Below are 13,889 nucleotides of genomic sequence, written 5' to 3'. Positions count from 1 at the left end.
AGGGGCAAAAAACCCCTTTATCTTATTTTTTTTGACGAACCCCTTATTATCATGGAAGTAGGTAATACAACAGACTGATTTTCTATAGTTACCAACGGGTCTGAATTAAGTTTCTTTAACAAAATAGTAATCACTTCATTGGCTATTTCAGCTATTGGCTGTGTAATAGCGGTAATGGTAGGAGAACTCAATTCAAATAAATCATGATCATCAAACGCAATGACGGCTAAATCATCCGGTATCGTTAAACCCAGTCTTTTAATCGCTTTTAAACCACTTATAGCAAGGTAATTGGTGCCAAATAAAACGGCATCCAATCCCTTTTTATTTTCCAAAAAGGACAAAATATGATTGATATTATTCTCCGGATCGGTTGAAAAAGGGATCTCCATTACATGCTCCTTCAAATCATGTTCAGACAATGCAGACTTGTAACCCTGCAACCTTCCCAACATTTGAGATTGAACTGAAATTAAGGTAACAAACCCAATATTTTTAAACCCACCATCAATCAGATGTTTGATCGCATTATACGTACTCGAGCTATTATCCACTTCAACAGCATCCGTTTCCACACCCTGAAGTACACGGTCAAATTGCACAACAGGAAGGCCAGCAGCGATCAATTCGTTAATATCTTCCTCTACTCCTACAGGCGCGGAAATAATATAACCATCTACATGACGCTCCCTGAACATTTGGATCAGATCCTTCGTCTTTTTTGGGTCATTATCCGTGCTGGAATAGATGATCTTATACCCATTTTTATAGGCATTTTCTTCAATAAAGCGTGCTATACCCGAAAAATAAGGATTCGAAATATCCTCAACCATCAGACCAATGGTATTAGATTTACCTGTGCGTAAACTCCTTGCAAGCGAATTAGGCTTATAACCCACTTCTTCCACATACTTTAAAACACGTTCAACAAGTTCCTTCCTGATTCTCTTTTCAACTGCATGCCCGTTTAAGATAAACGAAACAGTAGTAGCTGAAATATCCAGACTTTTTGCAATGTCGTTAATAGAAAGTTTTTTCTTTTTCACTCTAAATATTGTCTATACTGTCAAACATAAAAAGTTTATTTGATAGTCGGGTAAATCATCTGATTTATTAATGTAAATCAATCCTCTTTCTCTGAAAGCTATAGATCAGATAAAAAAGTGCAGGCAGAATAAATATACTACCCAGTAATAAAGCCCAACCCAGTGCTTCAATCGTTTTATCATGTCCACGATGTTCCAGCAACGACAAATAACCCCCATTTTTGAGGATCACAATATTAGGAAAATGCCTGAACGTCGTAGTAAACAGAATCATCGTAACCTGAAAACCTGCAAGCAAACGAATCATGCCCGTTTTCCCTTTATAAAGCAAATACCATAAGAAAATCAGAGAGAGCGTCGCGGCGATAATAGCAGCTAAGCCTATTGTATTCCCAAATACCCATTCTAAAAGAGGAATCCCTTCTAATGTAGCGGCAATAAACACCAATCCGCCACATACAACAGCCGCAATATTCAACCGGAGTGCTTTACTCACAAACATCTTCTTTTCCTTCTCATTATCCGTTTCGCCAATCAGGTATATTGCAGCAAGAAATCCACATATAGTCACCGTGAATAATCCAACAGCAACAGAAAACCAATCCAACCAGCTAAATATATAAGCAGAAAGAAAATCCGTTGCAGAAGGGTCTATTTTACCCGACACGGCACTTCCGGCAATAATCCCCAGAAAAAAGGGAGTCACAAAGCTTGAATAAGCAAAAATCTTATTGTAAAGGTGTTGCATATCATCCACTACCGCATCATAATGCCGGAACGTAAAAGCCGTTCCACGAGCAATAATACCCAGCAACATAATCGTAAGCGGAATATGCAGATTGATAGACATCCGGGAATAAATATCCGGGAAGCCGACAAATAAGATCACAATGGTTATAATCAGCCACATATGATTTGCCTCCCAAACAGGCCCAATCGCACGGTACAGCGTTTTACGGGTTTGCGCTTTGTTATTTTCAGAAGTAAACAATTCAATGATACCGGCGCCATAATCAGCTCCACCTAACAAAAGATACAGCAATATAGCTGTCCATAAAAAAGCAATTACAACGTATAACATGGCTTAAATATCATAAAGTTTATCTACCATCTTAATCTGACGGTAAAGCATAAAGACAACCAGGATGGCTAAAGAGACATACACCGCCGTATAGAGGTAAAAAGAATATTGTATCCCCGGCATAGGCGTCACCGCATCAGCAGTTTTCATAATTCCATTAATGATCCAGGGCTGACGACCTACTTCAGTAACCGTCCAGCCTGCTTCAACAGCAAGGAAACCCATAGGAGTGGCCATTGCAAACAGCTTTAGCAGCCATTTACGCTGCAACCAGTCCCGCTTTTTCCACAAAGCAATAAAATATAATACGGCAATGGAGAGCATAATCATTCCCAGCGCAACCATAATCTGAAAAGCAAAATGCGTAATCGCTACTGGAGGTTGTTCATCCGCAGGAATTTGATCCAATCCCTTTACTTCCGTAGTAAAATCCCCATGAGCCAGAAAACTTAACATACCAGGAATCTTAACCGCATAGTTGACTTCCTTATTTTTCACATCAGGAATCCCGCCAATGATCAGTGAGGCCGACTTTTCCGTATAAAAATGCGACTCCATAGCCGCTAATTTTGCAGGTTGTCTTTGTGCCACATCTTTAGCAGATACATCCCCGCTCAAAGGCTGAAGAACAGCAGCTACAGTAGCAAACAAAGCCGCAATTTTAAAAGCTTTCGTATGGAAGTGCACATTTTTGCCCTTTAATATCATCACAGCATGCACGCCTGCCACAGCAAATCCAGTGGCGACAAAGGCAGCAATACACATATGCAGCGCCTGAGAGAACCAGGCATCATTAAACATTGCCTTAATCGGATCAATGTTGATATACTTGCCATCCACATAATCAAATCCAGCAGGGCTGTTCATCCAGGCATTAGCAGCCACAACAAGAATTCCAGAAAGAAGTCCGCTTACCCCTACCACAACACCTGTAAACCAATGAAACCAGGGATTAAACCGATCCCAGCCATATAAAAAGAATCCAAGGGCAATAGCTTCAATAAAGAAAGCCGTTCCTTCCAATGAGAAAGGCATTCCAAAGATCGGTCCCGCATGTTTCATAAACTCAGGCCAAAGCAAACCCAGTTCAAAAGATAGAACCGTTCCTGATACCGCACCGGTAGCAAAAAATATGGCCACACCTTTACTCCAGGCCTTCGTTAGATTCTTATATACCACTTCATTGGTACGCAACCAATAGAAATGCGAAACAGCCATAAAAAAAGGCATAACCATTCCAATACACGAGAAAATAATATGAAAACCCAGGGAAAGGGCCATTTGTGACCGGGCAGCTATAAAATTATCCATTTAGCAAAAGTAATAAAGTTTAAAAACGGAAAATTAAGGATTCTCGATCAGAATGAGGAATTCTTATTTATCCGAACTTAAGCACTATACGAACATTACTTTGCTAATCATCAATTATGCAAAGTAAGATCTACAGCACCTTTTCTAAATAATGAACTATGGCACCACTATATAAATCTAACTTATTTGATTCCAGCGATAAAGGTAATATCTTTGTTTATAAGCTAACAAATTGAAATTTTTATACCTTACACTGATAACCGCATTTATTACGCTTAGAGGAGTATCGCAAAGCTCTACTCATTACTTCAAAAACTATCAGGTTGCAGACGGTTTGTCAAGCAACACCATAACAGCCATTACTCAGGATAAAAAGGGCTTTATGTGGTTTGGTAGCCGCAATGGATTAAATCGCTTTGACGGGAACAAATTTAAAGTGTTCAAAAATAAACTGTTAGATCCAACCAGTCTAGGAAGTAATTCCATACTTAGCTTACATGAAGATGAGAAACAGCAGTTATGGGTCGGTACTTATAGAGGAATTTATATCTATAACCCTGTAAATGAAAATTTCAAGTTGTTTAAATTTATACCTCCCGGTGAAATACGATTTATTCAGGGCGACAGTCAACACAATATTTGGGTCATATCAAACTATATACTCTATAAATTCAACCAATTAACACACAAGATCACCGTATACCCAATTCGACAGCAGCAAACCATTGCCTTACATGTTTCACAAAAAGGGACTGTGCTTATAGCTACAAATACAGGGCTAATAAAAAAATACATTGCCAAAAGCAATCAGTTTACTGCCTTTAATATTTCAAAAATATATGGAAAAAATCTAGCTCAGATTAAATACATCTATTCAATAGGTGACACAGCAATCATGGTAGGCACCGTTACGCAGACATTACTTGTAAACCTGAAGAATTCTTCCGTAAAGAACATCGTTAAAAATCAGAGTACATTTGTACATACCATATCTAAAAAATCCTACAATGAATTCTGGATAGGTACAGAAGCCGGATTGTTCATATATAACCTAGCAAATGACAGCTATAAAACAGCTGAAAATGAAGCAGGAAACCCTTATTCGATCACTGATAATGTGATTTACACGATGCATAAGGACAGGGAAGGTGGCACATGGATAGGCACATTCTTTGGTGGAATCAACTATTACTCCAAACAATCTAATAATTTCAGTAAGTATTTCCCCAAGTCCGCAAAAACCAGTTTAAGCGGTAATATTGCACATGAAATCTGCAGGGATAAGTATGGTAAGATTTGGATAGGAACAGAAGACGCCGGACTCAATCAATTGAATTTAGCGAACGGAAAGTTCCTAAACTTTTTACCTGATAAAAAACCAGGCAGTATCTCCTACCATAACATCCATGGGCTGATTGCCGTTAATGACGAACTTTGGATTGGAACGCTTGAACATGGCCTTGATGTGATGGATTTAAGAACCAATAAAATTATCCGGCATTACAATGCGGCCCAAAATTCAACCTCGTTTACAAGTGATTTTATCGTTTCTCTTTATAAAAGAAAAAACGGCGACATCCTGATAGGTACCTGGAATGGGCTATTTAAGTATAATAGAAAAACAGATAATTTCTCCCTGATTCCATTCTTTTATGGACATATCCAAACGATCAGTGAAGATGCCGAAGGAACTTTATGGGTAGGCACTTACGGAAACGGCGCATATTACGCTAATGAAGCTAAAAACAAAAGAGGTCATATTATATATAAGCCCGGGATTAAATCAGGCCTGATCAATAACTATGTAAATAATGTGTATCTGGACAGCAAAAAGAACGTTTGGTTCTGTACAGAAGGTGGTTTATCCCATTACGCTGTTTCTACTGGTAAGATAATCAGTTTCACAACAGATAATGGACTTCCAGACAATCAGATCTTTCGAATATTGGAAGACGATAGCGGCAAATATTGGATTTCAACGGCAAGAGGCTTAAGCAATTATAATCAGGCCACTCTCCGCTTCAATAATTATCATGGCTCTGATGGGCTCCCTACAGAACAATTTAATTATAATTCTGCCTTTAAAAACACGGATGGCACTTTATTCTTTGGAACCATAAAAGGACTAATCAGCTTTAAACCTTCTGAGTTGATTACAAACCACTTTATACCTCCGGTTTATATCACCGGATTACAGATTAACAATAAAGATGTATTAATCAAAGGAGAGACCTCGCCGCTTAAGAAAGCTATTATTTATACCAAAGAGCTGGTACTTCCTTATGATGAAGCCAACATAAATTTCGATATAGCTGCTTTAAGCTACATCATTCCAGAACGAAATGAATATCAATACAAGATGGAAGGACTGGATAAAACCTGGATCAGTTTAAAAAACAACAGGAAAATTTTCTACACTAAACTTCCACCCGGCAAGTACACCTTTGAAGTGAAAGGTTCAAACAGTGAGGGAATATGGAACGATAAAGTAACTCAGCTCAGCATAATCATTACGCCTCCTTATTGGGCAAAGCCTTGGGCTTACTTATTCTATACCATTATTATAACAAGCATCATCTTCATTATATTCTGGTATTATTACTTAGCGCTCAATGAGAAGAACAGACGTAAAATAGATATTTTGGAAATCAACAAGGAACGCGAAATTTATAACGCCAAGATTGAGTTCTTTACTAATGTTGCTCATGAAATAAGGACGCCTTTAACGCTGATTAAAATGCCACTTGACAAATTAATAACCAAACAAATCGATGATCCGGATACACAAGAAAGCTTAAACATGATGAGAAAAAACACAAACAGGCTTATTGATCTAACCAACCAATTACTTGATTTTAGAAAAGCAGAAGCGAATAAGTTAAACCTTAATTTTATTAATACAGATATCAATGAGATACTGAATGACGTATATGCAACATTCAAACCGATAGCTGAGCAAAGAGAACTAATTTACAGGCTGGACTTACCACGTATTACCCTGCATGCCTATGTAGATGCTGAAGCCTTTAAAAAAATAATCAGCAATTTGTTTAACAATGCTATTAAATATTCCGATAAGACCGTTATTGTTAAGTTACTACCATTTAGTAGTGATGATGATAATTTCAATATCGAATTCAGAAACGATGGATCAATAATTTCCAATGAACACAAGCATAAAATTTTTGAGCCTTTTTACCGTATCGAAACCACTAAAGAAGCTGGCACAGGTATAGGTCTACCCTTCGCCCGTTCCCTTGCGGAATTGCATAAAGGTCAATTGCAATATAAAGATTCTGATACTGACTTGAATATCTTTCTTCTTTCCATGCCGATTCATCAGGATACAGAAATAAATTTGAAAGAATATAGAGAAGATGATACTGCGGCTATCTTAAACGCTGAAAGAGTGCCAGAGATAAACCACTCAAAGCCATTTATACTCCTTGTTGAAGACAATAAGGAGATTTTAAATTATTTAAGTAAAGAGCTAAACGTAAATTATAATATCAAGCAAGCAGGTAACGGGCATGAAGCGATAGAAGCTCTTCTGAAAGATAATATTCAATTGATTATCAGTGATATTATGATGCCTGTTATGGATGGTATCGAGCTTTGCAGAAAGCTTAAAAATGATCTGAATTATAGTCATATTCCCATTATTCTCTTAACAGCAAAAAACTCACTTAACTCCAAAATTGAGGGTCTTGATGTCGGTGCAGATGCCTACATCGAAAAACCATTCTCATTTGAACATCTATTGGCACAAATGAGCAACTTACTCCTTAATAGAAACATCATTAAAGAGCACTTTGCCCGTTCCCCTCTCACTCATATCAAAGGAATTGCCTATTCAAAAGCAGATAAAGACTTTCTTGAAAAACTGAATACTGTCATCTATGATCAGATCAGCGACATGGACTTAGATGTCGATCAGTTATCAAACTTGATGAATATGAGCAGGCCAACGCTATACAGGAAAATTAAGGGCTTATCAAATCTCACGCCCCATGAGTTGATTAGCTTATCCAGACTGAAGAAAGCAGCTGAATTACTTGCTGAGGGCAATTACAAAATAAACGAAATAGCTAACATGGTAGGGTACAGTTTACCAACTAACTTTTCAAGGGATTTTCAGAAACAATTTGGAATAAGTCCTTCTGTTTATCTGAGTAATTTGAAAGCTGACATATAACATAACAGGTTTGCCCTCTTAGCCTAACGTAAGAGCGGCAAACTTGTTGATTTTAATATTTACAATCTCTTAAGCCCTTTTAACTGGTCTTTATTTGATTCTAAAAAACTAATCGCATAACCTCCTCCTGAAGCACAAAGTTGTGTCAGTTTTGATTTGTTTGTTACCACTAGTTTTGTAACTGTATAAGCCTGAGGGTTTGTTTTGTAATGCGCATCCTTCGCATCTGCATAAATCGTCGCTATATACGTTTTCCCTGGCTGTAAAAAGCTAAAGAAAATAGTAGACATACGTGGATTCTATTGTATTTTGGAATATAGACAAATCCTGAAACTAATATGGTTTAAAAAATGGATCACATTGTCTTCAGGACTTATTATCAATCCTCTTTCAGTGAGCTGATCAATTTGTTGCCGGACAGTCAAAGCAGCTTTAATGTACACAGAATTAAGGTTTACAAAAGGTATAAAAGCAAAAGACACGCCTTGGGACGCTGTTCCTATGGGTAGCGTGACGTGTACTGCTAACGTAAACATACAAAAGTTTATGTAACTATAATCTAATTATTATAGATTCATGCAGGCATCAATTATTACACCTGAATATCTATTCTCTTTGCCAAAAACTGTTTGAAATCCAACACTGCATGAATAATAACAACGGTAGACCCTAAGAAAATTGGGTCAACTTATTCTACAGAATTACCAAATAGATTACACAATACATTTTCCTTCAGGGGAATTTTCTCTATTTGATTTTCAAATATCATTGATATTGGTTATCAGACAGGTTAAGCAACTTGTCTTTAGTTAATTTAAGTCTCCATTTCCAATATTAATACCTTTTAGTGCTTGAACGACACCCGCCCAATTGGGATTAGATGCTGACTAACCTGCTTTTCAAGCACTTTTCTGCTACTCCTATCGGCTTGTTTAGTTATGCGGTTAGGAAGGCCCAACATCAGGAGATTTCCTTTATAAAACATTTCTTTGATCTTCTCTTCCATACCCCGATAATCACAAGGTCGCATAAAAACCTCTTTTACAGGGTAATTTGATGGATTTTCTGATTGGAAAGCACCAATAATTGCACAGGGACTGAACGCCGCGCTGTTCAACAAGATACTTTCGTTGGTTTGAGCGATTGTGGAGTACAGCATCAGCGACATACTTACAAGTGCCAGGCAGTCTTCAGGAACTTTTTCTGTAAAAGTGATGACTTGTCCTTCGAAATTTTGATACCCTTCTAGATCCAAATCCTGAAAGCCCAGGTTTTCATAATACTCTTCCCTGAAGTTAAATACAACCAGCATCAACCGTATCCGGTGTTTCATATAAGCACCGCTTGCCCCTTTAGGCCTTTTTATGTCTGTTTGAGTGTTCAAGGAACCGAGTGTAACACTTACCAAACCTTCTGCACTTTTTCTTACCGAGTGGCTCATCTGCAGCACTTCATGCAATTTACTGTTCGCATTAAAATCCAATCCCTGTAAAAAAGAAAGGTCCCCGTCATGCAAATCCCTTTTTCCTTTCTCTCCTCTCACATTATTTAATATCGACTGGTACACCAGTTGCGTACTCCTGTAAGCTGCCGTCCCATCCTTAAAAAAATAAGCTGGTTCAAACGCAGTCCGGATAACTGCCGCCGAAGAACTTGACAGTCCAAACTCAGTAGCACTCCTAATCGTTTTTTCGGTTTGTTTAAATGCCTTTGCTTTACCCTGAATGATGTTCTTTCCTCTGTAAGCTCGATAAATTACAGAACCTACGGTTCCATGTACCATTCCTTTATTGTCTATTGTAGCCATAATCTTGATGTTATCCGGTAAAGTAATCACTAAAAAATTTTAAGCACGAAACAAATGCTAAATCTTCTCAAATGTTCTCGGAAACGTCATGATATGACAATAAAAGGCAGATAGGATAGAACAATAGTTTAAATGACTGTAATTAAAAGTAAAAACAAAGCAACAAAGTACTAGTTTGAGTCCGACTTAAACTATCCACAATTGGACTCATTTTGCATTCTTACTGCATTCTTACCCGAATCTTTTAAAATCAGGGTACCATTTAAACACCCTGCGAACCAGTCCCTCCAACCATATATCAAGACCTCAAAGCATTTATGCAAAGCCCCCTCCCACATATAGAATAGTTTTTTCCCCTTGAGTTCTCACTGAAACTCAGTAAATACAGTTTCCTGACCAAGTTTCAGTTCTGTAATTCTTCTTGTATCGGTCACCGGGCTTAATTTGGTCCAAAAGCTTGGTTTAGAATAATACAATGTCACCTGCTTGTTAATCAGTATTTTTTTTAAAAGATCAACGTTGATCCCTCTTTTAATACCATTACTTATAAATTGAATTCCACGAACTCCTTCAATGCTCACAATAATATCCCCTTTGCCTCCAATATCGACTACACTAACAACACCCTTCAATTGCTTACTATTCTCTTTAGAGAGCTTAGAGGGTTTAAAAAGGAATAATAAAAAGGCTATAATCAGGACTGAAAGCAAAAGTGGTATAAGAAATCTGCTTACCTTTTTCATATTTAATAGATTATACTTTAAATATAAAAGTTTATTTTGAGAAAATAAAGAAGCATCAGTGAAACTAAAAATAGGTGAACGAATGACAGCAACTGTATAGGAGGCATCTTTTCAGTTTGAAATAGATAAAAGGAATATTTATAGAATTGTGAAGTCTTTTTTCATACCAATTCTTATACGGTACGAATAAAGGGAATAAAGAACTCAAATTCCTTTTTTTAGCTCATCTTTTAATTCTTCTTCAATTTCAGGACTGACAATCATCCCATAGACAATCTTTTCGTAATATTCTTCAGGAAGAGTACCGGTACATTTTATACCACCTTTTTTGTATAAGATTTCGAATTCCCTAATGGTATACTCGAAGTACTTGTTGCAGTCAACATAGGTGTGTTTGGTTAATTTTGTATCCTCTGTGTAAGCTGGAATAGTAACCATTGTTTCTTCTGGAAACTTTTTTAAGGAAATAAACTTATAGATTGTATCGAATTTAGATGTGCAGCAGGATAAAATCAGCACTCCACCACTCAGTTTCTTGATCACGATGAAATGATGAGGAACATCTGTTATTATCAACTTCTTGGCTGAGAAATAATACATTGCTCTTTCCTTGATCATCGAAGAAAAAACCGATGCAGGAAGATCCATTAACTTAAAGCTTCTTCAAGCTGTTGGCTATCTAAAAAAATTTCTTTGGTAATTTCTAATTCTTCATTTGAATCTGAAAACATCTCGTATTTGTCAACATTTTGGAAGAAGTCATAAATATCCATATTGAATCGCTTCTGAGTTGATATTCTGAATCTTTCTTCAAACCTGCTCCATTCCGGAAACTCATGAGAGATATCAGCGAGATCAAATCTTTCTATGTGATTCCAAGTTGCAATTACATGATCAAGTGATTCAATGTCTGTTTGAGAAAATACTCTTAGGTTAGAGGCATTTACACTATGTATAATTTCATTGCTTAGCTCAACAAAATGATTACCGTATTCAATCGCTTCCTCCAAATTTGGTTCATATGAGGTTTGATTATTCAGGATATCCAAAGACTTAGATGCAACAGGCCCATAAGGCATCGCTACATAATTATCACCTGTTATGGTCCTCCCATATTTCCTTAAATGCAACCTGTCAGCAAGCCATAACAACTTTATCGCTTTCAGTTTGTATACCTCACCGTTGTTTTTTTCGGCAATGTAATTAAAGGCTTGAACCGCTTTTTTGTATTTAAACTGCATATTTTGGGGTTACCAAATTTAACAAACAATTTGAAAAAATGTGTGCAATAATCAAAATAAATCAAATAGTGACTATCGATTTACAATTATTTCAATTTATAACACTTAGGCAATCTTAACCATTATCTATTTTAACTTTGAACTAGCACACTAAACCGACCGGATTAACATATCCTATATTCCCATCATCATTTTCCGTCCAATTTCTAATTTTAAATCCTTGCATCAGCAACCCTCATCCCTCCTTTATTCCCCTATTCACTAACAATCTTTATTGATTCCTAACAACCCAATTTTAAGTACCCATTAAATACTTATATTTTTATAATTTTGAAGATTATAACGGGCTAAATTCTTTTTAGGATTTTCAATACCCTCAAACCATTAGATTTAAAATTTAATACGATATAATGCAGGATCAGATCACTCAATATACTTCCGAAATACTGGCTTTCGAACCATCTTCTGCTGAAGAACTGGAGATCTTCAGAATTAAATTTCTGGGAACAAAAGGGATCATTAAAGACTTATTCGATGCATTCAAAGCTGTTTCTCCAGAGGAAAAACGCCTGCTAGGTAAGGTTTTGAATGAATTTAAAAAAACAACTGAAGAACGGTATTTGCAATTTAAGGATGCTTTTGAATCCGGAAGCGGTGCTGACGATGCTAAATTGGATTTAACCTTACCGGGAGAGGGATTTGAAAATGGATCGCGTCATCCGTTGTCATTGGTCAGGTCTGAAATTATAGAAATCTTTAAGAAATTAGGCTTTACTGTTGCAGAAGGTCCTGAAATTGAGGACGACTGGCATAACTTTTCTGCGCTGAATTTCCCTCAGGAACATCCTGCCCGTGATATGCAGGATACATTCTTTATTAAAAAAGATGCGGAGAACGGTGATATCGCTCTTCGTACGCATACTTCTTCTGTACAGGTACGGATGATGGAAAATGGAAAACCACCTTTCCGGTCTATTATGCCGGGTCGTGTATACCGTAACGAAGCGATTTCTGCTCGTGCGCATTGTTTCTTCCACCAGGTTGAAGGTTTATATATAGATGAAAATGTTTCTTTCGCCGACCTAAAGCAAACTCTGTTTTATTTTGTTCAAGAGATGTTTGGCGAAGGTACTAAAGTTCGTTTCCGTCCTTCTTATTTCCCGTTTACAGAGCCTTCTGCTGAAATGGATATTTCATGTACCATCTGTGGTGGCGACGGATGTGCGTTTTGTAAACATAGCGGTTGGGTTGAAATACTCGGTTGTGGTATGGTTGACCCGAATGTTTTGGAAAATTGCGGTATAGATAGTACCAAATTTACAGGTTATGCATTCGGAATGGGTATTGAACGAATTACTAATCTGAAGTACCAGATTAAAGATCTTCGCCTGTTCTCCGAAAATGATGTTCGCTTTTTAAAGCAATTTCAAAGTGAAATTATATAATGAACAGAATTACGCTTTTAGTTGGAATCTGTCTGATTTTTGTTTCATGTGGGAAAGATCCTTCAGGAGTGCCTGACGTATCGTTTACTTTCCGCGCTACAATTTTCGGGAATCCTCAATATAGTGGGTTATCGGTAGATGGTGGATACGTAGAAGTACCAGGACATGGTGTGGCGGGATTGATTATTTATAGAAAACCTTTTGATAAGCTGGTTGCTTATGACCGCTGCAGTACTGTTAATCCGGAAAAAGAATGTGCCGTTCATGTAACTACTAGGTTTACCGCTACTGACCCTTGCAGCGGAGCCATATTTTCGCTCTTAGATGGATCAGCACAAAACAATATAGCTAAAAAGCCGCTAAAAACATATATCGTCACAGAGAGTAATGGACAAATCTCCGTAAGCAATTAATCAAATGGAAATTGACAATGTAAAGGAGAATATAATAGAGGCGGCTCAGGAGCTATTCCGGAAGTATGGATATTACAAAACCAGTGTCAACGAGATAGCAAAAAAAGCAAAGGTTGCGAAGGCGACCATTTATAAATATTTTGAAAGCAAGGAGGTGTTGCTGCATTATATTTTGATGGATTACATCCATGATAGTGTAGCCGAGATGATTAATTCGGAGTATAACGTAAATGATATGGAGGATTACTTAAGCAAACTTATTTTTAAGACTTGCCGCATCACCTACATCATTTGCAATGAGTTTATCGGCTGGGATTTCATCAGGGAATCTGCCAACTCACAGGGTTTATTAAAACTTTTATCCGATGATCTTGAAATATTACTCATCAAGACCTTTCAGGAAACTATCCCTGTTAAAAACAATGAAAACCTGGCAGGAGGAGTTCGCTTTTTAATTAAAGCAAGCAAAAGTATTGTATTTTCGTATGCGTTCACTTCAGTAAGCGATTCGGATGTGCGCAAAAACTTTGTTAGTTTTCAAAAGGAAATTCTTCCTTACCTGGTTAAGGCTGCCATAAGAGAAACAGCCTAATTAATTTTGATAAAC

General features: G+C 37.1%; 12 protein-coding genes. 4 read left to right on the top strand and 8 right to left on the bottom strand.

Annotated features, from left to right (window positions below):
- Positions 1-17: 17 nt before the first annotated feature.
- From BFL47_RS07685 to BFL47_RS07675, 3 genes are all read right to left on the bottom strand, one after another.
- Positions 18-1,046 carry a LacI family DNA-binding transcriptional regulator gene (locus BFL47_RS07685; RefSeq protein WP_069659225.1) on the bottom strand — a complete coding sequence of 343 codons (1,029 nt, stop codon included), beginning with the start codon at positions 1,044-1,046 and terminating at the stop codon, positions 18-20.
- Positions 1,047-1,113: 67 nt separating this feature from the next.
- A complete protein-coding gene (locus tag BFL47_RS07680; RefSeq protein ID WP_069659224.1) occupies positions 1,114-2,127 on the bottom strand; it encodes a cytochrome d ubiquinol oxidase subunit II in 1,014 nt (337 codons plus the stop codon).
- Positions 2,128-2,130: 3 nt separating this feature from the next.
- Positions 2,131-3,438 carry a cytochrome ubiquinol oxidase subunit I gene (locus BFL47_RS07675; protein ID WP_069659223.1) on the bottom strand — a complete coding sequence of 436 codons (1,308 nt, stop codon included), beginning with the start codon at positions 3,436-3,438 and terminating at the stop codon, positions 2,131-2,133.
- A 232-nt stretch (positions 3,439-3,670) separates the two neighbouring features.
- Between BFL47_RS07675 and BFL47_RS07670 the strand changes: the two genes are divergently transcribed.
- The gene (locus BFL47_RS07670) at positions 3,671-7,633 is read left to right on the top strand and encodes a hybrid sensor histidine kinase/response regulator transcription factor (protein WP_069659222.1); all 3,963 of its coding nucleotides are present in this window, start codon (positions 3,671-3,673) and stop codon (positions 7,631-7,633) included.
- A gap of 59 nt (positions 7,634-7,692) precedes the next feature.
- Here BFL47_RS07670 and BFL47_RS07665 read toward each other — a convergent pair whose 3' ends face one another.
- From BFL47_RS07665 to BFL47_RS07645, 5 genes are all read right to left on the bottom strand, one after another.
- On the bottom strand, positions 7,693-7,923 hold the full coding sequence (locus BFL47_RS07665) for a glycoside hydrolase family 97 C-terminal domain-containing protein (RefSeq protein ID WP_069659221.1): 231 nt from the start codon (positions 7,921-7,923) through the stop codon (positions 7,693-7,695).
- Positions 7,924-8,477: 554 nt separating this feature from the next.
- Positions 8,478-9,440, bottom strand: coding sequence for a hypothetical protein (locus tag BFL47_RS07660; protein ID WP_069659220.1), 963 nt, complete (start codon positions 9,438-9,440; stop codon positions 8,478-8,480).
- A 365-nt stretch (positions 9,441-9,805) separates the two neighbouring features.
- Entirely contained in the window at positions 9,806-10,183 is a 378-nt protein-coding gene (locus BFL47_RS07655; protein ID WP_069659219.1) for a hypothetical protein, read from the bottom strand.
- 204 nt (positions 10,184-10,387) lie between these two features.
- A complete protein-coding gene (locus BFL47_RS07650) occupies positions 10,388-10,831 on the bottom strand; it encodes a hypothetical protein (protein ID WP_069659218.1) in 444 nt (147 codons plus the stop codon).
- On the bottom strand, positions 10,831-11,424 hold the full coding sequence (locus BFL47_RS07645; RefSeq protein WP_069659217.1) for a Panacea domain-containing protein: 594 nt from the start codon (positions 11,422-11,424) through the stop codon (positions 10,831-10,833). Before BFL47_RS07645 ends, BFL47_RS07650 begins: the two co-directional genes overlap by 1 nt.
- Before the next feature lie 410 nt (positions 11,425-11,834).
- On the opposite strand from BFL47_RS07645, the gene pheS reads away from it, so the two are divergent.
- The 3 genes from pheS to BFL47_RS07630 are packed head-to-tail and all read left to right on the top strand — an operon-like array spanning position 11,835 to position 13,874.
- Positions 11,835-12,869, top strand: coding sequence for a phenylalanine--tRNA ligase subunit alpha (gene pheS / locus BFL47_RS07640; RefSeq protein WP_170827289.1), 1,035 nt, complete (start codon positions 11,835-11,837; stop codon positions 12,867-12,869).
- Positions 12,869-13,282: a Rieske (2Fe-2S) protein gene (locus BFL47_RS07635; protein ID WP_069659215.1), complete on the top strand. Its 414-nt coding sequence runs from the start codon at positions 12,869-12,871 to the stop codon at positions 13,280-13,282. Before pheS ends, BFL47_RS07635 begins: the two co-directional genes overlap by 1 nt.
- A 4-nt stretch (positions 13,283-13,286) precedes the next feature.
- Entirely contained in the window at positions 13,287-13,874 is a 588-nt protein-coding gene (locus tag BFL47_RS07630; RefSeq protein WP_069659214.1) for a TetR/AcrR family transcriptional regulator, read from the top strand.
- The last annotated feature ends 15 nt before the right edge of the window (positions 13,875-13,889 follow it).

The organism is Arcticibacter eurypsychrophilus (genome assembly GCF_001730525.1).
GTDB lineage: Bacteria > Bacteroidota > Bacteroidia > Sphingobacteriales > Sphingobacteriaceae > Arcticibacter > Arcticibacter eurypsychrophilus.
Note: the sequence above shows the minus strand (reverse complement) of the source record. Positions and strands in the feature narration are given on the sequence as shown.

Coding starts and splice junctions, on each gene's coding strand:
- BFL47_RS07680 (WP_069659224.1), bottom strand. CDS start 2,127: ATGTTATACGTTGTAATTGCTTTTTTATGGACAGCTATATTGCTGTAT.
- BFL47_RS07675 (WP_069659223.1), bottom strand. CDS start 3,438: ATGGATAATTTTATAGCTGCCCGGTCACAAATGGCCCTTTCCCTGGGT.
- BFL47_RS07665 (WP_069659221.1), bottom strand. CDS start 7,923: ATGTCTACTATTTTCTTTAGCTTTTTACAGCCAGGGAAAACGTATATA.
- BFL47_RS07660 (WP_069659220.1), bottom strand. CDS start 9,440: ATGGCTACAATAGACAATAAAGGAATGGTACATGGAACCGTAGGTTCT.
- BFL47_RS07655 (WP_069659219.1), bottom strand. CDS start 10,183: ATGAAAAAGGTAAGCAGATTTCTTATACCACTTTTGCTTTCAGTCCTG.
- BFL47_RS07650 (WP_069659218.1), bottom strand. CDS start 10,831: ATGGATCTTCCTGCATCGGTTTTTTCTTCGATGATCAAGGAAAGAGCA.
- BFL47_RS07645 (WP_069659217.1), bottom strand. CDS start 11,424: ATGCAGTTTAAATACAAAAAAGCGGTTCAAGCCTTTAATTACATTGCC.
- pheS (WP_170827289.1), top strand. CDS start 11,835: ATGCAGGATCAGATCACTCAATATACTTCCGAAATACTGGCTTTCGAA.
- BFL47_RS07635 (WP_069659215.1), top strand. CDS start 12,869: ATGAACAGAATTACGCTTTTAGTTGGAATCTGTCTGATTTTTGTTTCA.
- BFL47_RS07630 (WP_069659214.1), top strand. CDS start 13,287: ATGGAAATTGACAATGTAAAGGAGAATATAATAGAGGCGGCTCAGGAG.